The sequence below is a fragment of the Leptothoe sp. LEGE 181152 genome (assembly GCF_032906605.1).
In the GTDB taxonomy this organism is placed as follows: domain Bacteria; phylum Cyanobacteriota; class Cyanobacteriia; order Phormidesmidales; family Phormidesmidaceae; genus Leptothoe; species Leptothoe turfae.
Genome location: NZ_JASATU010000018.1, coordinates 1 through 22,643, shown reverse-complemented (window position 1 = coordinate 22,643; position 22,643 = coordinate 1). Strand labels below are relative to the sequence as shown.

Below are 22,643 nucleotides of genomic sequence, written 5' to 3'. Positions count from 1 at the left end.
AGCAAAAAGATTTTCCGGTTTACATTGTGTTTTAGATCAACGTATTTTCGTCTATTACGAATAGGGTGAGAGTATCCTCTCCATGGGGAACAACAGCGACATGGCTGGCAATTGCAAGCGTGTCAGATTGTCGGTAAGACTCTGGTAATATCCTGATGTGGTCTCGTTGAATATCCATTAGATTGGGTGAAGTTGTTACAGGAATAGCCAATAGGTCACCCACCTGAGGTTTGAGGATGACAAAATATCCATGTTTATTGGCAGTGGGTATATTGAATAGTTTGTGATGTAGATCAATTACGACAACAGCATGATCATCGATATGGGTTACTCCTGTGTATCCTAAACCGCTACTGTGAACTTGGGAGTGGCTAACAACTTTATAAACAGATTCAATACGACAGGCGAGGGTTAATTCTCCTAGACTCATCACAATGAGTCTAAGTGAGTTGATGGTGGCGGTAGATGTTTGGCGTGTCATGGCTTTTGGAGAAGAGTTGCGATCGCACCTACAAAATCTTTCTCAATGTAGGGTTTAGTAAAGTAATCGTTAGCACCTAGATGTTTGGCTAACGTTCGGTGCTTATGGTTACCACGTGATGTCAGCATCACTGTTGGGATCTGAGTCCATGAGGAATTAGCCCGACGATGACTGAGAAATTCAAATCCATTTAAGCGAGGCATTTCCACATCACAGATAATTAATTCTGGTAGCGCCCCTCTCTGTAATTGGTCCAGCGCATCACGACCATCCTTTGCCTGTAGCACCTGGTAACCTGCTTTACGTAGCGTTAACGCTAAAGTGCGCCGTAGTGCTGATGAATCATCGATAATCATCAGTGTTTGGGAATGATGCTCATACTGAGGTTGGGGCTGTATTGGGAGCGAGAGTTTTGTACTAAACTGCACTAGAGCCGCTCCGTCAATGACAGGCACTAGGCTACCGTCGGCTAAAACAGTACAACCGTTAATGTAGCTAGGGGTGGCAATGGCTTTACCCATCGGTTTTATGACTAGTTCTTGCTCTGTGACGATCTGTTCCAGGCCTAAGGCTAATAATCCTTGCCCCTGCTCAATGATTAGCATGGTTTGCTGTTGTCCTCTGACTGTCTGGCCTGTTTGCAGTTCCTTGGGTAGCTGCTTGGGAACCTGGCACTGATAGTTGAGAAGCTCAGCTAATTGATATATGGGGATTAGTTGCGATCTCCAATGGAGAAATCGTTGACCACCAGACTGTTTAAGTTGGTCAGCAGCAGGTCTAATAATTTCCTCAATACTGTCAGAAGCGATGGCGATGGCTGTCGTCCCAACACTGCCAACTACCAGTTTTGTAAGGGTAAGGGTGAGAGGGATTTTTAGGGAGAATACGGTACCTTTATGTTTATTGGTGGTTACTGACACCTTACCATTAAACGTTTGTAAACTCTCTCTTACAACATCTAGACCTACACCACGCCCTGAGAGTTCACTCACTTGATTGGCGGTGGAGAAACCAGGTTCAAAGATTAGCTGCTGGATGCGCTGTTTTGTCATTGTTGTTACCTGCTCTGGAGCAATCATTTGCGCTTCAATTGCCCGTTGAGCAATCTTGTCAGTGTCTAAACCTTGACCATCATCGTCAATTTCAATAACGGTATAGTTACCTTGATGGAATGCTCGAACCTCAATAGTACCCTGGTCAGGTTTGCCCAATGTTTGCCGCTTATCGGGGGGCTCAATGCCGTGGTCAAACGCATTTCGTACCAGATGTAGTAGCGGATCGTAGAGCTTTTCAAGCATGACGCGATCGACTAAAACATCTGTGCCTGTTAGTTTAAGTTCAACCGGTTTCTGATATGTATTTGAGAGTTCTCGAATCACCCGAGGGAATCGCTTTAAGACTTGATCTAGGGGAACCATGCGTGACCACATCAGCTCATCCCGCAATTGATTGAGAGTCCGTCGCTGTCGTTCTAACAATCGGTTTGATTGGCCAGCAAACAGGGCTACATCATCAACCGATTCTGCCAATTGAAATACTTCTTCTAGCACTCCTTCGAGTAGCGAATTAATTTCGCTATAGCTATCCATTTCAAGAGAGTCAAATGTACTATCTTCAGTGCGAATAATCGTGCTAGATCGGTGTTGATTAGGAGAAACCAAGATTTGGTCAGAGATACTCTGTAACTGTCGGACAATGGTTCGGAATGAAGAGAATCGTTGGCCGAGTCGATGAACTGTGCGTTGAAATTGATCATTTTGCAACGACAAGCTGTTACGGTTGATGGCTAACTCACCTACTAAATTATTCATTCGCTCTAGACGATCTAGGGCAACTTTGGCTGACAATCTAGATTGTGTAGTTGATTTAACTGGAGCTTTCTTCTTTTTGGAAGGTTTTTGCTGTACCGCTTGGGGCAATCTTGGTAGCAAATCATAGATTTCGCTGATGTTGGTTACAGTGGTTTCAATATTATTAGAAATAATATCTGCACCTCCAACACTTTTTGCCATAGAAACCTCAGGGCTATCTGTGGCATCTGTAGAGATTTCAAGGTCTGGAGTAGACGGAGTTGACCAAGAATCTAAGATTGACTCCGTTGGAGCATCTGCCATAACAGCTTCAAAATCTGTTATTTCTACATCGAAGTTATTGTCTGTTGATTCTGGATTGCCCCATATGTCTGCTAAGGCATTGACATCAGGTTGTATAAGCTTTGAATTGTCGCCCTTTTCTATCTTTTCTACCGAAGGGAATTCTAAAGCTTCTATGGACCAGATTTCTTCTAAAGCCGAAATTTGGTTGGCTGAGCTGTCTGATGGAGCAGAGGTTGTTTTTTCTATTTCATAGTTGTTTGGAGGTTCCAACATATCAAGGTTGAGATTAGACAAATCCAGGTCATCGATATGTTCGGAGATATGAGTATGAATTGGTTCATCAAGCTCAATTATATTGCCTTCTGCTAATGTCAATAACTTCTTTGAAGGTTCGCCAATTGCAATTCGCTCCCCAGCAAGGATAGCTTGGCGAGCATGTTCTATATTGTCTATAACTTGTTCAATTACAGGTAATGGCTGATCGTGATATCTGTTTGCAGCTGCTTGAGCAAGGGTTGTAATCTCTGTAAATTTCGGTATATCTATAATTTCGGCAAATCCAGTTAGAATCTCAAGCTGAATCTGTAGCTCTTGCCCACAATCATAGTTTTGAGGATCGGTAATTAAGGTGCGCAGTTGTGTTAATACTTCAGCCACATCGACCTCAAAAAGTGAGGCGACAATATCTATGCCTAGCTCGGCAGAGCTAGGCATAAAGCTATCTGTAGCATGTAATGCTGGTCCAAGGTATTCCTCCAAGTCATTAAAAATACTCTCAAATGCAACTAGAGTTTGTTTTTCATTAAATTTGCCTGTGTCAATCTGTGATTGCAGGGGATGGCGTAAGCAATCATAGGCACGTAAAAACAAAGTTTCTAACTCTGCGTCCACCACTACTGTATCGCTGTACAACGCTTTTAGTGAGTCTTCCAGCCGATGGGCAATGATTTTAATGGTATCTAGTTCGACACTGGCAGCTCCTCCTTTGATGGAGTGTGCTGCTCGCATCAGCTCATGTACCCTTTGTACACTAGTGTCTTGGCGCAGGCTAAGCAGGCCAGTTTCAATGATGTCTAGCAGTTCAGACGCTTCTTCAATAAAAAATTGATAAGCCTGATCGCGAATCTCAGGATCGATGGTCATAGCCTGCAGAGCATTGAGGGGTCAAGATTGAAACAATAGTTTGGAGCTAGCTCACCTTAAACTGACGCACACTTTCCTGTAGAGCTTGAGAAATTTCTAGTAGCTCTCTAAAAGATGTAGAGACAGTGTTGGCATCAGCTGATGTTTTCTGGGCGATGTTGGCTACATCCTTCATCACTTTAGTCATATTTTCTGAACTCTCAGATTGGGAGAATGTGGCTTGACTAATCGAATTGACGAGGTCTTTGATTTCAGTAGTGACTTGGGCGATGCTGTTTAAGCTTTCACGTGTTTTGTCTACTAGCTGAGTTCCTACGACTACCTGCTCGGTTCCCATTTCCATGGCCTCTACCACCTCATTGGTTTCTGCTTGAATTTCGGCGACCAGGTTCTCGATCTCGGTGGTTGCTTCTGCGGATTGTTGTGCCAATGAACGTACCTCATCTGCAACAACTGCAAAACCTCGTCCTTCTTCGCCAGCCCGAGCGGCTTCAATAGATGCATTCAGCGCTAATAGATTAGTTTGGGCAGCAAATTCGTTAATTAGGTTAACGACACCTGAGATTTTTTGTGATGACTCACCCAGACGTTTAACCTTTTTTGCGGTGGCGGCTACTGTTTCTCGAATGGCTAGAATCCCTTCTACTGCCCGATCCATGGCAACATCACTAGATTCTACAGTGGCAGTTGTTTGTTGAACAATAGCTTCAGCTTGGTCTGCGTTGGCGGCTACGGCTCGAATAGAGGCAACCATCTGATCTAATTGCTCAAGCGCGGCTGTAATTTCTTGGGTTTGTTGTTGTGCGGCTTGAGAAAGATCTTGGACAGAAGCTTCATTTTGACTGGCTGTGGTTGATACCTGCTGCGAAGCAATTTGCACCTGTCCGACAATTTTCTTCAAGCTAGTAATCGTAGCGTTATACGAATCGGCAATAGTACCAATTTCATCGGCGGTGACTTGGGCCCTGACGGTCAGGTCACCTTGACTGACTGGATCAACTTCCAGCATCAGCTCTAAAGCACGTTTTTGTAAGTTCTCTTTTAAGGATTTCTGCTCTGCTGCTAGGGAAGAAACTTGTTGAACGGTCATTAAGACACCCAACTGTCGACCTAGCTGATTACAGAAGTGGATTTCTGTCTCTGTCCAAATGTGTAGCCCTTGCACATGATGAATTGCCAACAAGCCAAACAGGCGAGCCTGACTCACAACTGGTATCACCAAGGCAGATTTAACATTGAGGACGTGCCACCGCTGACGTACGCTGTCTGTTAAATCGGCAATAGTAACATCATCTGCGATTAACGGTTGACCATCGATATAGTTCTCAATTTCTGTTTGTGAGATGAATAGGGACGGTACTGTTTCATCAAGAATACTAAGCTGGCTAGTTGTAACGGATTCATTCTGGCCTAATATTTGGGCATCTTTGGTGCGGTATAGGACAACACGGTCGGAGCGGAGGAAGGTCCGTACTTGTTCAACAAATAGATTTAGTTGGGCTTGATTGTGGTCACTGTCTAAATCGCCTGTAATTGACGTAGCTGATGCCAACAGCTTTGATTGCTGTGCAGTAGTCTGTTGTTCATTGTTAAACTGCTTGAGCTGCGTAGCCATTTGGTTGATGTTGTTACCAAGCTGAGCAATTTCATCTTGCCCAGTAACGTCTAGTCGCGTACGCAGATCCCCTTTTCCGATTTTATTGACAACGTCGGCAGCCCGCAAAATAGGTTGGGTGAAGCGTCGAGTTATCCAAATTGCTAAACCTGTTGCCACCCCTGCTGCGGCTAATGTTCCTAGGGCGATCGCAAAAAACAATCGCCGCTGAGTGGCTTGTAGGACGGCTAAGTCAACTGAAGTGACTGCACTCCAATTTAAGTTAGATAGATTTTCTGTCGCTATAAATGGCGAGAAAGCAACGATTTCTGGAGCTTCAGTTAGGCTATTGCTAGCTTTTACAGTTTTACCACGCTCACCCTGGACAATGCCCGCAATATCGGGAAAAATCTTTGCTAGAGTTAAGATCTCAATGTCAGTGGATTCAGAGAGATCTACTTCTTGACCGGAGGAATTCACTGGTATGATGTAACCTGCCTGGGGAGATAAAAAGACATCCCCTGATTCGCTAGCTAGATAAAACTTATGGCCATTATCTCCAAAATTGTTGAGAATTTCTCCTAATTTTTCAATGGGAATCCGTGCACGGATATATCCTATTGGTTGCCCATTTAACTTATCTTTGACAACAGAGGCTGAATACACACTAAATTCACCAGAGGTGGTGGAAATTAGTGGCTGACTCAAAATTGCGCCGTTAGCGGCTTTAGCGGCTTGAATATAGGAACGATTAAGGTGGTTGGACAGTTTTTTCCCTTGGGAGGTTTGAGCAATGGGATTACCAGCAAGATCAAAAAACGCGATGCTGCTGTAAACCCCATCATAGGCCTTCATCATTTGGTCGAGGCTCTCAGATTTTTGTTTTGGAGTGATGGTGCTCCGTAGCTGAGGATCAGTGAAAATCTCTAAGTTAGCTAAAAACTGAATGTCTGAGTAGCGTTCTTTCATGAAGAGTGCTACTGCTGACTGTAGATCATTGACGCGTACTGTTTCTAGCTCTTGGAGTTTTTCAAAGGTTCCCTGGTTGGCAATGTTATAGGCGATCGCACCCACGCTAATGACAGGAAACGTACCTAGTAATATGGCTAATAGTGATGCTTTTGTCTTTAGCCCCAGTCGATGCCACCAGACTCTGAGTTTACCTTGGTGAGATATAGACTGACTTTGTATAGGTAAACGTGATACTGTTTCTGAGCGAGGTTTTGTGATTAAACTAGCGAATAGTTCATCAGACTGCATCTTGGTGGTGTCTTCAGTAGGCAAATCACCACTGTCAGAATGTGTGGGTGTGCTTAATGTCATAGAAAACTCTTGAACTCAAGTGATAGGTTGAATAGTGTGATTAATTAAACGGGCATGTGGTCAAAAATTGATAAGCCTTCCAAGAGAATAAGCATTTCACCGGCTTCTCCTAACCAATAACCCCGTAAAAATGGCACAAGCGTTTCAGATATAACTGATGGAGACTGAATGGTATCGAGAGAGAATAGTTCTATTCCCTTTATCTGATGAACAACTAAGCCGAGATGATATCGCTCGGGTGTCTCTATCGATGATTTTTCTAAGAGTAGAGTATTGTAGTGTGTAGTTAGTGTGGGTTGTTGATGTAAGGGATTTCCTCCAAGCAGATGACCTATATCTACTAGCCATAGAATCTCACCGCGCCAGTTATAAACTCCCATGATCCAAGGTGGTAAATGTGGGATTGCGGTAATCTGAGAAACTTCAATCTTTAAGGCTGCTGCTAACTGACTTATCGGTAACAGTGCCGTCACATCATTCAGTAGGCTAAATTTTAGGTACTGATCTACAGCTGATGCTTGAGATGATGTCTGTGTAGACAGTTGCATAGTTGTTTTTTATGACTCTCCATTTGTCTAGTCCCATCAAGAAGCTGGTACAGAATTGATGGTAAAACTGACAACTTTTCCCTAGTGGCCAATCAGTTGCTTAACTGTTTTAGATAACTCTGCTTGATCAATGGGTTTTGTGAGATAGGCATCAGCTCCCTGTTTCTTTCCCCAAAATTTATCCATATCAGTATCTTTTGTAGAACAGATAATGATGGGAATTGCACTGGTTGTAGCTTCTGCTTTAAGATCGCGACAAATTTCAAATCCACTACGATCGGGCAAGACTACATCTAACACGATAATGTCAGGTGTCTGGGTACTCAGTTTTGCCAAGGCATCGGCACCATTGGTTGCTGTCATTACGGTTAAGCCATCTTGTGACAGACATTTAGCCAGCATTTCTAAAATAGTTTTAGAATCATCAACAACTAGTGCAATTCCCATGGATTTATCCAATTTCAATAAACAAAAAATAGCTTGAGCAAACCCTGTAATGAATGCCTAGAACAAACTTGTTAGCAGTGTTCCCAGCTTTAAGACCTGAGTGATAGTTTATATCTAAAGAAATAGAATTATTCCCAAAATTGGATAATAAAACTATCTATATTTCAACTGAAGCGTGTTTAGAAAGTTGTCTTTCAACGACTGATAATACCTGATGTGGATTAATTGGCTTGCTCAAGAATGCGGATGCACCTACCATCCTGGCACGCATTCGATCAATTACTCCATCGTTCCCAGTCAGAATTATAACCGGTGTTTCTTTAAAACAGGATATCTTTCTTAGCTTACTACAAAGCTCATAGCCGTTGGTTCCAGGCATCACAAGGTCTAGAAATATTAATGCAGGTTTTTTGGATAACAATACGGCGATCGCTCTTAATGGATCTTGGACACAATGAGTCTGATAATCTGCTGTGCCTAAAACTCTTTCTAATGCTCGGCAAATGGCGGGGCTGTCATCTATACAAGCAATCAAAGGGCCACTAGGAGATGGCTCTTGTACTGTAGAGGGTGAAATTGGTGATTCTAGATCATCAATTTCAATGAGCTCTACTGCACCCTGTTGCACATACGGTAGCAAAGACGCTGAAAGGGAGACAATATCACGATTGAGTTTAATGCTTAGATCTCTGAGGGTCTGCTGACCCGTGAGCATCATTGTCAGGTTTCGGTATAGAGGTTCAGGAACCTGTTTTTTGAGTTCTAGAGGATGACGGACTATGGGAGCTAAATCAGGAGAACGATCACCTAATTTTGCCTCAAGCCATGATTTCCAAAGGGCTTTGGCTTTGTAAATGATAGTTTCGGCATTTATCAGTAAGAGCTGATGTGATAGTTGATTGTCAGTTTGCACCTGATAGACCACTTCACGGGCCTGATTAATATCGAAGAAGGCTTCTAAAAAAATGTTTTCAATGATTTGATTGATTTGTTTACGAGATATTTTTTGTTGGCTATACCAAAAGCCTAACAGTTGATATTCCCAGCATGTTAATTTTTTTTGATTCTCTGTTTTAGATAACTTTCTAAACTCGGATTTGAGAGTCGAGAGTTCCAAATAAAGGTCAGGGCAGGCGTGTTTGACATGACGATACCAACGACGCATTGGTTGTTTGCCACCCGTGACATAGAGCAATCGGCCCATATAAAACTCAAATGTCCACTTAGTGTGATGGGCGGTTAGTTGTAACTGCCCGTTAAACTGACTTTGCTTGAGTAGCCCAAAAAGCCGACTTTGTTTTGCTGCCGTAAAATCACTAATGGTGATGACAGACTGTTTATTGGTCATTGTTATTGTCATCGCGTAGACAGGGTAAATAGACTTAAATTATTGCTTTATCCCCCTGGTAATCAAAGTTTTGAGTCGCTACATAACATGTTGCGACACCCCATGATTCTTTAGTGGTTCAAGGTTGAAGTGTTTGATTTCATGACATTATCCTTGACAGAATGGAAAAGATTATTAAGGGGTAAAGAGCGTTGAGAGAATTCTGGATAGGCTTCGAGCCCATGTTCGCTCAGATCTAATCCCGTTGACTCAGCCTGATGAGATACTCGCAGCCCAAAAATGATGCGGAGCATGAACCAACTAAACAGAGTACTGATGCTTACAAACGCAGCCACAATGACAATTCCTGTAATTTGAATTAGAACAGGTTTAATGTCTCCGCCCAGCAAAAAACCAAGGGCTGGACCTGATGTTTCCGAGTGCCAATCATTAATATTAGGACCAACGCTAAATAAGCCAACGGCAATTGTTCCCCAGATTCCACCTACTAGGTGGACAGGGAGCGCACCTACGGGATCGTCAATCCGTAATTGGTTAAACAAGCCCGCTGCAAAGACTGCAAACATGCCCCCGATAAAACCAATAATAATGGCACCGATGGAGGTGACATATGCACACCCTGCGGTGATAGAGACCAACCCAGCTAGGGCACCATTAATAATCATGCTGAGGCTGGGTTTGCTGGTGATTAACCACGATATAACAGCTGCCGCTACGGCACCAGTGGAGGCCGACAGGTTTGTGGTCAGGATAATACGGCTAGCGATGGCTGGGTCTGCTGTCATACTTGAACCCGCATTAAATCCAAACCAGCCAAACCACAGAATTAATCCACCTAGTGTTGAGATCGCAAGGTTATGACCTGGTATGGTGTTTTCACCATGCGGCCTATACCGACCAACCCGTGGCCCTAATAGCCAAGCACCGGTTAATGCAGCCCAACCCCCGACACTATGGACTACTGTTGAACCGGAAAAGTCCCAAAACCCCATAGTCTGTAGAAACCCCCCACCCCAGATCCAATGGCCAACCATTGGATAAATAACGAGGGAGAGAACAGCGCTAAATGTAAAAAATGCTAAAAATGATATACGTTCTGCAACCGCGCCAGATACGATTGTTGCTGCGGTACCTGCAAATACTAATTGAAAAAAGAATTTAGCATCCAGGGGTATACCTGCCCAAGCAAGGGAGTCAAAGACCCCACTATAGTGCTCGTCCGTTAATGGACTTAAATCTAGGCCTTGTAAAAAGAATCCAGAATAACCGATAACCGCGTTACCATCTCCAAACATTAGGGCAAAACCCACTGCCCAGAAACAGAGAGAAACAACACCAAAGACAATGACGTTTTTGGTGAGGATGTTAACAGCATTTTTGCTTTGACAGAAACCGGTTTCCAGCATGGCGAAACCAGCATTCATGAAGAATACGAGTATTGCGCATAACAAAACCCAAATGGTATCTACAGTTACCTGGAGAGATTCAGGCAGCGACTCAGGCGTAGTATCCGCAGCCAGGACGGCTCCATTCCAAACTAGCCAAATTGCAATGACTAGTAATAGGGTAGGCTGCCACCCCATGCGCTTCTGGTAAAATTGTCTCATTATGGAGAAAACATCTAAAAATCTCACTTAAGTAGCTATTAAGAGACAATTTCACCCTAGTGGATGTGATTGTCTATCGATTGCTAAGGGCGAGGTTGTAATAGATCTATATTTCCCAGAGCGATTTTGTTCTCTCAGGTAGAGGGCAGTTCTAATCAAAAAATCAGCATAAATCGGTTGATTTTACTGAAGCGTAATGTCCTTAAGGGCAACTTTGCGTCATATACATAAGAGATGTCACCCCTTAGCGAGTGCTAATATTCGTTTTGCCACATCGTCGGTGACTGGCATGACCGATAACCGATTACCTCGTTTAACCACTTGCAGTTCGTCGGGTTCAAAATTACCTTTGAGCTCATCGAGGCTGATGTAGTGCTGGAAAGTCTCAATGTAACTAACGGTAACCGTATGCCATCGAGGATCTGCGGGCGTGGATTTGGGATCGTAATATTTATTGGTTTCATCAAACTGGGTGGGATCAACCACCATTTCTTCACTGATTTTCATCAGACCAGCAATACCAGGGGGCTTTGTATTGGAGTGGTAAAAGAAGGCGATGTCGTCCATTTTCATAGACTTGAGAAAGTTGCGAGCCTGATAGTTACGCACACCATCCCAAACTTCGTTGCGATCGCGCTCCAAGTCATCAATGCTATACACATCTGGTTCAGACTTCATCAACCAGTACTTCATCGTGCTTTACTACCTCCTGTAGGTCATTCCATACGCTATCGTGCCAACCACGGGGCCAGTTAACTTCGGCGCAACGCCCATCGCCTGCATAGGCTAAATTAAGCGTAATTGGCTTATTCGGCAAATACCGTAGACGTTCGGCCCACTCAATCACTACTATTCCGGGGGCTACCTCTTCCCCATCCCAATAGGTTTCTAGATAAAGACCATCCACTCCCATACTGTCCAAACGATACAAATCGACATGGTACAGGGGGACTCGACCCGTCAAGTACTCATTAATCAACGTGAATGTGGGACTGTCAATGGTTTGCTCAATACCTAAACCTGCCCCTAAGCCTTGAGTAAAGGTGGTTTTGCCGCTACCTAAAGGACCTGATAACAAGAGCACTGTTTCTACTGGCAAGTGTTGACCCATCAGCCATCCCAGCCGATGGGTAGCTCTCAAGTCTGGTAACTGAATTGAAAGAGCGGTTGACATTGCTAAGGTTAAGCGGGACTGAGGTATGGTAACTGCCATTGGATGGGCAACCCTCCAACTGTATCGTTAATCTAATAGCGAGTTCACACCGAGTTCAGGATAGGCAACACTGCATGATTATCACGGTCGCCAGCTTCAAGGGTGGCGTTGGCAAAACTACCACTGCCATTCACTTGGCCGCATTTTTCCAAGGAAAAGGAAGAACATTACTCATTGATGCTGACCCCAACTGCTCAGCGTTGGGGTGGGCCAGTCGTGGTGAATTACCGTTTGAAGTGGTGGATCAGTGGCAGGCCGAAGCCCAAACTGAATCTTATGGGCATGTCATTATTGATACGCAGGCTCGACCGACTACTGAAGATTTAGCCGCCTTAGCCAATACCTGTGATTTACTCGTGCTACCCACCATGCCAGATATTTTGTCCCTGGATGCTCTGGTGTTGACCATTGAATATCTCAAATCCATTCAGACTAACCAGTATCGGATTTTGATTACTGCGATACCCCCTAAACCCAGCCGTGCAGGTGACGAAGTCAAAAAGTTGCTTAAGGAAGCTGATATTCCGACCTTTGATGTGGGAATAGCTCGTTTAGCTGCGTTCCAAAAAGCCGCTATGCAAGGCATACCAGTTTATGCTGTCAAAGATCAGCGGTCTGAACGAGGGTGGCAAGATTATGAAGCAGTTGGGAATGAGATTCTTAATTTGGTGAAAGGGCTGTAATTTTTAAAGACAGAGGGTAATGGTGACACTGCTTGGTCAACAGGAATCTGAATCTATTTATGGTGCCGACTAATAGACAAGAGCCCTGACCTTCTGGCCAGGGCTCCGTATTTTTGCATTGCAAATTGGATAGTTATACTTCCTTAGCGGCGGGAAGACATCAAGATGCGTAACACATACCAGAACAAGAGCATGACCGCAGCAAATAATTCTAAGGATGCTGCCACGTGTTGATTTGTGGAATAGCGATGCATCACATTGGATGTTTTGTACAAAATCGCTGCGGCCGCAAAAGCCACCATAAAGAAAGAGAAGAATAGCCCCAGGGAGAAGCCAAACAGCAGGCTACAAACAATGAGGCCCAGAGCTACCATGCCACCGACTTTAAGAATGCCGCCTAAAAAAGCGAAGTCCTTGCCGGAGGTGAATGCGACTGCGGTCAACCCACCGAATAGGAACAGGGTAATAATGCCTGCAGTAGGTAGGACAGTTGGATCTGAAAAGGCGACCGCCATATAGAGTAGGGGGGCGAAGATAATGGCCTCACCTACAACGTAAAGACCCAAACCCGTATACTGCGCATTAACATCGTCAGCTTTGGCGGCCATATTACTAGCCAGATAGCCTAATAACGCAAAACCACCCAGCAGTGCCAGCCAACCAAATCGACCCCCTCCGAGGAATACATTGGCGAGAAAACGAGCAATACCTAGCTGAAAAAATAAAAATTCAACCACTACAAACGCACCAACGGCCCCAGCAAGATGGGTGTAGGTACGTTTAATAAATTCCGCTCGCTCACTGGGGCGAGCCTGAGCCACCATAACCATGCACAAATGCCTCCTGTAGGCAAAAAGTTAATTAGTCTGATTGCATGCAAACTGCGCACTGTCAATCAGCGATACCTCTCTCAGAGGCTAACATACTTGCTCAATGTACAGCTTCTCCATGCACAGTAGCTGTTTGGCCACTACGTAATGCATAGGAAAATATTAATCGTAATGTAGTTTAGGATACAAAAATGCCAATTTAGGATATGAAGCTGACAATAAGCTCTTGCATTGCTGATTTCGGTAAAAGTACTGGAAATGTATGATGAATAACACCCTGTGCAATACTCACGATGGTTGATTCAGCCACTGCCCCCTTAGACTCTATGGTCTATGTTCCTAGTCTTTCAGACACCTCGATTGAACTACGTCAATCGCTTCAGGAAGATCGAATCTTAGCCGCTATTGATGTGGGAACCAACTCAGTTCATATGGTTGTTGTCAAAATTCAACCAGAGTTGCCCGCATTTACTATTATTGGTCGTGAGAAAGATACTGTCCGCCTTGGTAATTTTCGTCCTGGCACTAATTGTTTGTCAGACGAAGCCATGGAGCGAGGTATTGCTGCCTTGAAACGGTGTAAACAAATTGCCAATAGTCACCATGCTGACGATATTGTCACGGTAGCCACCAGTGCTACCCGTGAAGCGAACAACGGTCAAGTATTTATTGATCGGGTAAAACAAGACGTTGGTTTGGATATCAACCTAATTTCTGGCCTTGAAGAGGCCCGACGCATTTACTTGGGTGTGCTGTCTGGCATGGAACTCAATGGTCAGCCCCACGCCATTATCGATATTGGTGGTGGTTCCACTGAGATCATTTTGGGTACTGGGGAACGTCATCGATTTCTCAGCAGTACTAAGGTGGGGGCCGTTAGGCTGAATGCGCGAATGGTGACCACCAATCCCATTAGTACCGAAGAGTTTTTGCAGTTGCAGGCCTATGTGCGGGGGCGGCTTGAGCCCAATATCGATGCGCTGAAGGCTAAGCTGGTGGATGGCGAACCCCTGTCATTGGTGGGCACATCTGGCACGATTGAGTCCCTGGCTATTTTGACAGCCATTGATCAGTTGGGTTCAGTTCCTGTTCGCATGAATGGGTATACCATGGCCATGAATGAGCTAGAACGCTGTATCCAAAAGCTGCGCCGCATGAGTTTTAGTGAACGGCTTAAGCTGCCAGAAATGTCGTCTCGACGAGCTGAGATCATTGTGCCTGGAGCCGTGATTCTACAGGAAGCAATGCGGATGCTAGGTGTGGATCGGATCACCATCTGTGAACATGCCTTGCGAGAAGGCTTGGTTGTGGACTGGATGCTCACCCATGGTCTTATTGAAGACCGGATGCAGTATCAACAATCGGTACGGGAGCGGAGCGTTATGAAAGCCGCCCATAAGTATCGGGTTGATAAACCCCACAGTGAGTTAGTAGCCAAATTTGCATTAGCCTTATTTGATCAAACCCGTGGTGTTTTGCATCAGTGGGGACCTCTGGAACGTGAGATTCTGTGGGCAGCAGCTATGCTCCATAATTGCGGTCATTTTGTCAGTCATGGAGCCCACCATAAGCATTCTTATTACTTAATCCGGAATGGTGAATTACTGGGTTTCACCAGCACTGAGATTGAGCTGATTGCTAACATTGCTCGTTACCATCGCAAGAGCGCACCCAAGATCAAGCATGATCCCTATAAAGACTTGACTAAGAAGAGTCGTAAGATTGTCAGTCAGCTCAGCGCTATGTTGCGGGTAGCGGTTGGTCTGGATCGGCGGCGGCTAGGTGCGATCGCAAGTTTTCAAACCACCTATGATTCAAAAGCTCATACCTTAACTCTAAGCTTTATCCCCACCCATGCTAACGATGCCTGTGAGCTAGAAATCTGGAGTGCTAATGACAAAAAAGCTTGCTTTGAACAGGAGTTTAATTTGCAACTGCAGGTGCGTCACCAGGCTTAATACCCCATGTCCATATTCCTTGCAAAAAGGTATGGGTCGTCTGAGCTATCTGGTTTTGTTGCCAAACGACACATACTTCAGACTGGGGAGTCGTTTCTTGAAAGGGAATGAAACATACCCCTCGGCGCTGGAGATTCTGTAACGACTCAGGCACAATTGCCACACCGATTTCAGCGGTGACAAGGCTTAAAATTGTTTGCATTTGAGCCGCTTGCTGGGCCACGGTGGGACTAAAACCCCCTTGGTGGCACAGGCTAATGATTTGATCGTACAGCCGGGTAGCCATGGCCCTAGGGAACAATACAAATAACTCTCCCTGTAACTCTTGGATAGAAAGATTTGGTTGTGAGGCAAGTCGATGACCCAACGGTAAGGCGACCACTAATGATTCTTGTAAAACTGGCTTTGCCTGTAGAGTTGGATGATCCACAGGGGGACGCATAAAGCCAATATCCAGTCGGCTATCTAACAATCCTTGAATCTGTTCTTGGGTGGAGAGTTCATGGAGAACAATTTCCACATGGGGATATTGTTCTCGAAACTGTTTTAGGTAGTCAGGTAAGAGGCTGTACATGGCAGAGCTAACAAATGCGATCGCAAGTCTTCCCAACTCTCCACGGCTAGCTTGTTGCGTCTTGCTGACAGCCTGTTCTAACTGTTGTAGAAGTTGTTGAGCTTCTTGCTGAAGTACTTGTCCCGCCGCCGTTAAGGATACCTTGCGCCGCGTTCGTGCAAAGAGTTGTACGCCTAGCTCAATTTCGAGTTGTTTAATCTGTTGACTTAGGGGAGGCTGAGCCATCTGTAAACGACCTGCAGCTCGACCAAAATGTAGCTCTTCAGCCACTGCCAAAAAGTAACGAAGATGCCGTAATTCCATAATGGGTTTCTAATACTTTCTAGATATCAATAGATACTAAAAAATATATTGGACATCTCAATAGCTTGCCCATAGTTTTGAGATATCGTTTCAAATCCAGTTGCTATGGCTTCCGATACCGTTTATGCCCATCACGTTTGGGATACTGATCGCTACCAAAATCAGCACAGCTTTGTTTGGGAATATGGTGCAGCTCTGATTGATTTACTCAGTCCGCAGTCGGGGCAACAGATCCTTGACCTGGGTTGTGGCACGGGGGAACTGACCCATGCGCTGGCAGAAACGGGGGCTGTTGTCAGTGGGATTGACTCAGATGCTGCCATGGTTGCTAAGGCTCAGCAGCAATATCCACAGCTATCCTTTGCCATCGCTGATGCTCGTAATTTTGTAGTGGCACAGCCGGTGGATGGCATCTTTTCCAATGCGGCGCTGCACTGGGTTAAGCCACCAGAGCAAGCTGTTCAGGCTATGGCTAATGCCTTAAAACCTGGTGGAAAATTGGTCGTTGAATTTGGTGGCAAGGGCAACGTACAAGCTATTGTGGGGGCGGTGGAAACCGTCAGACAGCAGAAAAAACTCTGCCCCTGGTATTTCCCGAGTATTGGCGAATATGCTCACTTGCTAGAAAGCCATGGTTTAGACGTGACGTTTGCCGCCTTAATCGATCGACCGACGCCCTTAAATGACGGTACTCAAGGCTTAGCCAACTGGCTCAAAATGTTTGGTAGCAATCTTTTTGTAGGTTTGAATGAAATGACCATAGAATCTGTCATTCAAGATGTGGAAAGTCTTTTGCGATCGCAAATGTACGATGGTAACCAATGGATAGCAGATTATCGTCGACTGCGCCTGGTTGCAGTTAAACAGTCCCACAAGCCTGCTTAGGACTGGTTTATCTGAACAAATTTAAGAAAGCCTTTCCATTATGATGCGATGATGGGGCAGGTCTCTATGGTATTAAGCGTAATTCATAATGTTGTACCCTGCGTGCAACGAGAACGTGTTTACCATGGAAGTTATGACACCTCACATCGGCATCACGGAGCGGCTGAAACTATGGCAAATGTAGTGCTAGAAAGCGAGCTAGATCTTGAAGCACTCAATAAAACCTTAGATGGCATGGATGCTGCTGAGCTTGTTTCTTGGGGAGCTGAAACCTTTGGGGAATCCCTGGTAATGAGCACCAGCTTTGGCATTCAGTCAGCTGTCATGTTGCATCTAGTTACTCAGGTGATGCCCAATATTCCAGTCATTTGGGTTGATACGGGTTATCTACCTGTAGAAACTTACCGCTTTGCTGAGGAACTAACCCAGCGTCTGGGCCTGAATCTTAAGGTTTATCAGTCGCCCATGAGTCCGGCTCGCATGGAAGCTCTCCATGGACGACTGTGGGATCAAGATAATGTCGAGGCGCTGAACCGATACGACTATATTCGCAAGGTGGAGCCTATGCAGCGGGCGCTTAAAGATCTGGGGGCTAGGGCCTGGCTGGCAGGATTGCGAGCAAATCAAACATCCCATCGCCAAACCTTAGGCCGGATTGCTCAGCAGAATGATATTTACAAGCTACATCCAATTTTGTCCTGGCATTCACGGGATGTGTATAAGTATTTGACCACGTTCGATTTGCCTTACCATCCTTTGTTTGATCAAGGATATGTGACGGTGGGGGATTGGCATTCAAGCCGTCCGATGACGGATGATGATGGCGATGAGCGGGCAACCCGCTTCAAGGGATTGAAGCAGGAATGTGGCTTGCATCTGCATTTACCACAAACCCAGGGAGAAGCCGATAGTTTAAATTCGAGTTCGTTGTAGGTTAAGGGATTGGCGAAACGTTGCATGTAGCGTCTGTATAGGATGGCGATATCTCACTGGGCTGAGCCTTTAACCTTAAAATCTAAACCTGATCAAAGGCCAAAGTATATAGGTCTGCTGATTGCAGGGATTTTAATGGGGGTGTGGCCTGCTTGGCCCTTGGCTTGGGTGGCGCTAGTACCTCTTTGGTTGATGATCCATCGAGGGATAGGACTGCGCCACAGTGCTTTATGCGCGCTGATTTGGGGTGTGGGTTATCACGGCACCATGTTGGAGTGGGTGCTGCACTTGCATCCTATGATGTGGTTGGGAATACCGTGGTTAGGAAGTGTTGCGATCGCACTCTTTGCCTACACGTTTGTCACGCTTTGGGGAGCCGGGATCGTCATTACTTGGGCCATGGGGATGGCGGCCCTAAATCGAGTCGCGACTTTGGGTAATGCTGGTCGAATTTTTGTGGGTACAGCTCTATGGTGCGGTGTTGAGGCACTGTGGAGCATGGGCCCACTATATTGGACGTCTTTAGCAATTACCCAGAGCCCCGGCAATTTGGTAATTGTTCATTTAGCTCGGCTATCAGGGCATTTGACAATTACGGCGGCTATTGTGGCGGTGAATGGGATATTGGCAGTAGCTGCGGCAAAAATCTGGCAACGGAGTGCTGACTATCGTCGCTGGTTGGTGATGGCGCTGGGGGTTTTTGCGATCGCGCACCTCATTGGCTGGGGTCTTTATCAGCAACCTTTGCAAGACCAATCGGCAGAAGCCATCAAAGTGGGTGTGATCCAGGGAAATATCCCGAGTCGAGAAAAGCTAACGCTGTCAGGTCTTCGTCGTGCTGATGACCGTTACCTAAGTAGCTATCGGCAGCTAGTCGCTACAGGTGTGGATGCTGTCCTAACGCCGGAGGCTGCCATCCCTACCATCTGGAACCCAGATACAAGTGTCTTTGGTGAAGCCGTAGCCCAAACAGGCATTCCCCTATGGTTGGGCACGTTTACCAAAGCACCCGATAAACCCACCTATCTTCACCAAAGTCTGCTGGCAATTTCTCCTAGAGGAACTACTCAGTACAACAAAATCAAATTAGTTCCTCTGGGAGAATATATTCCGCTGGCATCTGTTTTGGGCAATTTAGTACGTCAGCTTTCGGCCATTGGCACCAATTTGCTCCCAGGCCAGCTGGACCAACAATTTGAAACATCCCTGGGGCAGGCGGCAGTGGGCATTTGCTATGACTCTGCCTATGGTTGGATCTTTCGTCATCAGGTGCGTCAGGGAGGCCAGTTTATTCTCACCGTATCCAATAACGATCCCTATCCGCCTCGCATGATGGCACAACACCATGGGCAGGATGTTATTCAAGCGATTTCGACAGATCGTTGGGTAGCGCGGAGTACGAATACGGGGTTATCATCTGTGGTAGATCCCCATGGACGAGCGCAATGGATGTCAGAGCCGATGACCTTTGACACCCAAGTGGAAACTATTTATCGACGTAATACACAGACACTATATGTACAGTGGGGGACTTGGTTGGTGCCTGTGTTGCTATTAGCCAGCACTGGATGGATGTTATGCTTGCTAGCATTGCCCTAACTGAGCTATGGGACTATTTCTGCATGCCCCATCAGAGTTGACGGTAGGTGATTCCGCGACTTCTATACCTCGTTATACATACACGGCTCAGTGTTCCGAAACAGATGTTGTCTGGCAGGTACCTCGCACGGGTGAAATTGAGTCAATCGCTAGGGGGCTAATGCAATGTCTTGTCACCGCACCTGAGTATCTGTCAGAAGGTAACTTATACGGTGTGCTCCTGGTACAGACAGCAACCGGTGATAAGGGGGTGCTTAAGGGGTTCTCCGGAGTGATGGATGGTCGAGGTCAAGTGTCGGGTTGGGTGCCTCCATTATCTAATCAGGCTCGAATAGCGCTCATTGAAGATCAAACTTTGGCGACGCTTGACCAGCTAAAACGTGAGCTGATTATCCTTGACCAGTTGCCCATACGCATGACTTATCAGCAAGTGTTACAGGGCTATGAGGTCCAAGTAAAGCAGCTAAAAGTAAGGCATCGTAAGAGAAAACTGGGGCGCGATCGCAAACGCACCCACTATTACAGCACCTTACAAGGAGATACCCTTACCAATGCCCTCAATGAACTCAAGCGAGAGAGTCAACAAGATAGCCTTGAACGCCGTCGCTTGAAGCAGGAGCGTGATCGGGCACTCGCATCTCTTATTGAGGAAATTACCCAAGTCGATCAACAAATACAGAAACTCAAACAGCAGTACAGTACACTTTCTCGGCAATGGCAGGTCCAAATGCAAGTTGCTTATGCAACTGAAAGATTGGGAGAAGGCGAAGTCTTGTTGGAAAGAGCTATAGATAGCGGTATTTTTAGTTCTTCTCTGGAGCAAGTCTGCCAACGGGCTGCTGCCAAACTTTTACATTACGCAGTTACCCATGCTTTACAGCCTCTTGCCATGGCAGAGTTTTGGTGGGGAGAGCCAAAAGAAGATTTCTATACAGGACAATTTTATGGGGCTTCCCCTAAAGATTGCCAAATCCTGATGCGCATTGCGCGGATGCCGGTGAAACCGATATTAGTAGCGGAGGCTGTGCCTCTTCCTATTCTCTATCAAGATGATGCGATAATTGTGGTCGACAAACCTGCGGGTTTGCTGTCGGTTCCGGGGCGCAGACATGATCTCCAGGACAGCGTGCTGAGTCGTTTTCGTTATCAGTTGCCTGATTATGACTTTTTGCAAGTTGTTCATCGTCTGGATCAGGCCACATCTGGTATTTTAGTCCTAGCAAAATCTCCCAGTGCCCATAAAGAATTAGGCCGACAGTTTGCTAAACATCAGGTACATAAAACCTATGAGGCTATTCTCAGTTGTCCAATTGGTAAGACGGCTGGTGTGATTGATTTACCGCTTTGGGGTAACCCTGATGAGCGACCTAAACAATCTGTGAATATAGAATACGGAAAACCTAGCGTGACCCACTTTGAAGTGTTGCAAACAGGCAACCACCCCAGGGTGAAGTTTATGCCTCAAACAGGTCGAACACATCAGCTACGGGTTCATGCAGCCTCTCCTCAAGGCCTGAATTCGCCCATTTTAGGAGATTCGTTATATGGTGAGGTAAACCAGACAAAGCGCTTGCACTTGCATGCTACATCGCTACAGTTTATTCATCCGGTTACGCAAAAGCGATTGCAGTTTAGGTGTGAATTGCAATTTTAGATAATCTGATTGGACTGTGGATGTGAATTAGCAGCAATTCAATCAATTCAAATGTACTATATATTAATATAAGGTAAGGCTCTATTGGAGGTGTCAGGATATGAAGCTCAGGGTCTTGCTAGGGGCCGCGATGCTGTTGATGACTCTAGTTTTTGTGGTGGAAGCATTACCATCGGGAAAGCTCCAAATGACACAAGATAGTATCCAAACTCTAAATCAGATGGGTCTTTTGAACGAAGCCACCTATCAAGAGCTAAGAGCAGCTTTAGCACAAGGCTACGATAAATCACGCGCTGCTATTTTACAGCGTATGGCTGACGACTTGAGTCAACGCAGTTTAGGCGGATATAGACTCGATCTAGGAGTGGAGTCTGGTTATGCAGATATCCTGATGTCAGTGGATGAGGTGGAGCAGCTACGCCATTTAATGGATCGGTTAAATGCTACAGAGGGGCCTAGTGAAGATGATTTGCAGCAATTACAGAGTTTCTTTGAACAGTTGACTGCTAGGCAGAACTCTCATGTAAATGATTTAGAGGAGCGGCTATACCACTTGTTAAACCAGCTGAATACAGCTGATTTACTTACCGAGAGAGTTTACCGTCAGCTACACTCACAGATTGATTCCGAAGAAATTGCTTCGGAACTTGCCCTGCATCAACAGGCGGCAAGCTGGATGAGTCTAGACGAACAGCTCTCAGCTGAGATACTAGCTCCCGAACTTGAAAACTTTAATGCTGCAGAGATTCTCTCTGAAGAAAATCATACAAAGCTGACAGAAGCACTGAGACAGGAGGAAATTGCTCATCCCATCCAATTTCTCAACTATTACAACAGAGCATTACTCATTGACCTGCGCAGTTATTCTAAACAGCCAGAAGATTACCTCCTAGCCATACATAATGCTGTTGCAGAAATGCTACTGAAAAATGATGTAGTTGATACGCCTATTGACAACTTTGAGGTCCAGTTGGAAGTCAACGAAGAGTCTAGAGTGATTTTAGAAGCTTATAGGAGATTAGCAGAGTCAAGCGAACATGGTGATCGCTATCGACCTTTAGCTAATGACGACTCTTTGTATTACGATGCGATTTTATCAGCAAAAGTAAATGATCGTACTTACTATCAACGAAATTCCTACGGAGGAAATCCTGAAGGACCTAATGACTCTTACAGAGTTACACCTGAAGACATTACTAAACTCTTTAACAAAGTTCTGTATGATCAGGCATCTCCCTATCGAGTTTATAGTGTTTCTAATTTTGGACCAACGTTTGGGGATTCGACTGAACTTGCCCTTAAAGGGTGACAGCGTAGCTATAAAGCATGTTCCATAAGGGACAGAGCGAGAAAACCCCGTTGAAAATAGAGCCGTTTATTCGGTTTGAGAGCGATCAACTTCAAGGCCGAATCAGCCCATATAT

At 45.4% G+C, this 22,643-nt stretch carries 18 protein-coding genes; 7 read left to right on the top strand and 11 right to left on the bottom strand.

The genetic code is table 11. The features are described 5' to 3' along the window. Positions 1-31: 31 nt before the first annotated feature. The 9 genes from QGP82_RS11860 to tsaE form a co-directional block, all read right to left on the bottom strand. Positions 32-481 carry a chemotaxis protein CheW gene (locus QGP82_RS11860; protein WP_163661475.1) on the bottom strand — a complete coding sequence of 150 codons (450 nt, stop codon included), beginning with the start codon at positions 479-481 and terminating at the stop codon, positions 32-34. Next, positions 478-3,720, bottom strand: coding sequence for a hybrid sensor histidine kinase/response regulator (locus tag QGP82_RS11855; RefSeq protein WP_163700726.1), 3,243 nt, complete (start codon positions 3,718-3,720; stop codon positions 478-480). The genes QGP82_RS11860 and QGP82_RS11855 overlap by 4 nt, the downstream gene beginning before the upstream one ends. Positions 3,721-3,766: 46 nt before the next feature. Then, positions 3,767-6,637 (bottom strand): methyl-accepting chemotaxis protein, encoded by a 2,871-nt coding sequence (locus QGP82_RS11850; protein WP_499059298.1) that lies wholly within the window; start codon positions 6,635-6,637, stop codon positions 3,767-3,769. A gap of 44 nt (positions 6,638-6,681) precedes the next feature. Beyond that, complete coding sequence (locus QGP82_RS11845; protein WP_163661470.1) at positions 6,682-7,185, bottom strand: CheW domain-containing protein; 504 nt, start codon at positions 7,183-7,185, stop codon at positions 6,682-6,684. Positions 7,186-7,266: 81 nt separating this feature from the next. Further along, complete coding sequence (locus tag QGP82_RS11840; RefSeq protein ID WP_163661468.1) at positions 7,267-7,632, bottom strand: response regulator transcription factor; 366 nt, start codon at positions 7,630-7,632, stop codon at positions 7,267-7,269. 157 nt (positions 7,633-7,789) lie between these two features. After that, positions 7,790-8,980, bottom strand: a complete 1,191-nt coding sequence (locus QGP82_RS11835; protein ID WP_163661466.1) for a response regulator — start codon at positions 8,978-8,980, stop codon at positions 7,790-7,792. 110 nt (positions 8,981-9,090) lie between these two features. Beyond that, positions 9,091-10,587, bottom strand: coding sequence for an ammonium transporter (locus QGP82_RS11830; RefSeq protein ID WP_250565877.1), 1,497 nt, complete (start codon positions 10,585-10,587; stop codon positions 9,091-9,093). Positions 10,588-10,824: 237 nt separating this feature from the next. Then, positions 10,825-11,280 (bottom strand): EVE domain-containing protein, encoded by a 456-nt coding sequence (locus QGP82_RS11825; protein ID WP_163661464.1) that lies wholly within the window; start codon positions 11,278-11,280, stop codon positions 10,825-10,827. Further along, entirely contained in the window at positions 11,255-11,800 is a 546-nt protein-coding gene (gene tsaE / locus QGP82_RS11820; RefSeq protein WP_499059291.1) for a tRNA (adenosine(37)-N6)-threonylcarbamoyltransferase complex ATPase subunit type 1 TsaE, read from the bottom strand. The genes QGP82_RS11825 and tsaE overlap by 26 nt, the downstream gene beginning before the upstream one ends. Before the next feature lie 74 nt (positions 11,801-11,874). Here tsaE and QGP82_RS11815 point away from each other — a divergent pair, with 74 nt between their 5' ends. Beyond that, positions 11,875-12,483 (top strand): nucleotide-binding protein, encoded by a 609-nt coding sequence (locus tag QGP82_RS11815; protein ID WP_163661462.1) that lies wholly within the window; start codon positions 11,875-11,877, stop codon positions 12,481-12,483. 143 nt (positions 12,484-12,626) lie between these two features. Here QGP82_RS11815 and QGP82_RS11810 read toward each other — a convergent pair whose 3' ends face one another. Next, positions 12,627-13,313 (bottom strand): Bax inhibitor-1/YccA family protein, encoded by a 687-nt coding sequence (locus tag QGP82_RS11810; protein WP_163661460.1) that lies wholly within the window; start codon positions 13,311-13,313, stop codon positions 12,627-12,629. A 293-nt stretch (positions 13,314-13,606) separates the two neighbouring features. Between QGP82_RS11810 and QGP82_RS11805 the strand changes: the two genes are divergently transcribed. Then, a complete protein-coding gene (locus tag QGP82_RS11805; RefSeq protein ID WP_163661459.1) occupies positions 13,607-15,271 on the top strand; it encodes a Ppx/GppA phosphatase family protein in 1,665 nt (554 codons plus the stop codon). On the opposite strand, the gene QGP82_RS11800 is transcribed toward QGP82_RS11805, so the two are convergent. Then, positions 15,237-16,148 carry a LysR family transcriptional regulator gene (locus QGP82_RS11800; RefSeq protein ID WP_163661457.1) on the bottom strand — a complete coding sequence of 304 codons (912 nt, stop codon included), beginning with the start codon at positions 16,146-16,148 and terminating at the stop codon, positions 15,237-15,239. The genes QGP82_RS11805 and QGP82_RS11800 overlap by 35 nt on opposite strands. Before the next feature lie 105 nt (positions 16,149-16,253). On the opposite strand from QGP82_RS11800, the gene QGP82_RS11795 reads away from it, so the two are divergent. The 5 genes from QGP82_RS11795 to QGP82_RS11775 all read left to right on the top strand — a co-directional run bounded on the left by QGP82_RS11795 (position 16,254) and on the right by QGP82_RS11775 (position 22,528). Continuing rightward, the gene (locus QGP82_RS11795; RefSeq protein ID WP_499059287.1) at positions 16,254-17,033 is read left to right on the top strand and encodes a class I SAM-dependent methyltransferase; all 780 of its coding nucleotides are present in this window, start codon (positions 16,254-16,256) and stop codon (positions 17,031-17,033) included. Positions 17,034-17,204: 171 nt separating this feature from the next. Beyond that, a complete protein-coding gene (locus QGP82_RS11790) occupies positions 17,205-17,966 on the top strand; it encodes a phosphoadenylyl-sulfate reductase (protein WP_163661755.1) in 762 nt (253 codons plus the stop codon). Positions 17,967-18,008: 42 nt separating this feature from the next. Further along, the gene (gene lnt, locus QGP82_RS11785) at positions 18,009-19,565 is read left to right on the top strand and encodes an apolipoprotein N-acyltransferase (RefSeq protein ID WP_499059285.1); all 1,557 of its coding nucleotides are present in this window, start codon (positions 18,009-18,011) and stop codon (positions 19,563-19,565) included. Between the two features lie 7 nt (positions 19,566-19,572). Beyond that, a complete protein-coding gene (locus QGP82_RS11780) occupies positions 19,573-21,219 on the top strand; it encodes an RluA family pseudouridine synthase (protein ID WP_499059284.1) in 1,647 nt (548 codons plus the stop codon). Between the two features lie 100 nt (positions 21,220-21,319). After that, a complete protein-coding gene (locus QGP82_RS11775) occupies positions 21,320-22,528 on the top strand; it encodes a hypothetical protein (protein ID WP_499059282.1) in 1,209 nt (402 codons plus the stop codon). The last annotated feature ends 115 nt before the right edge of the window (positions 22,529-22,643 follow it).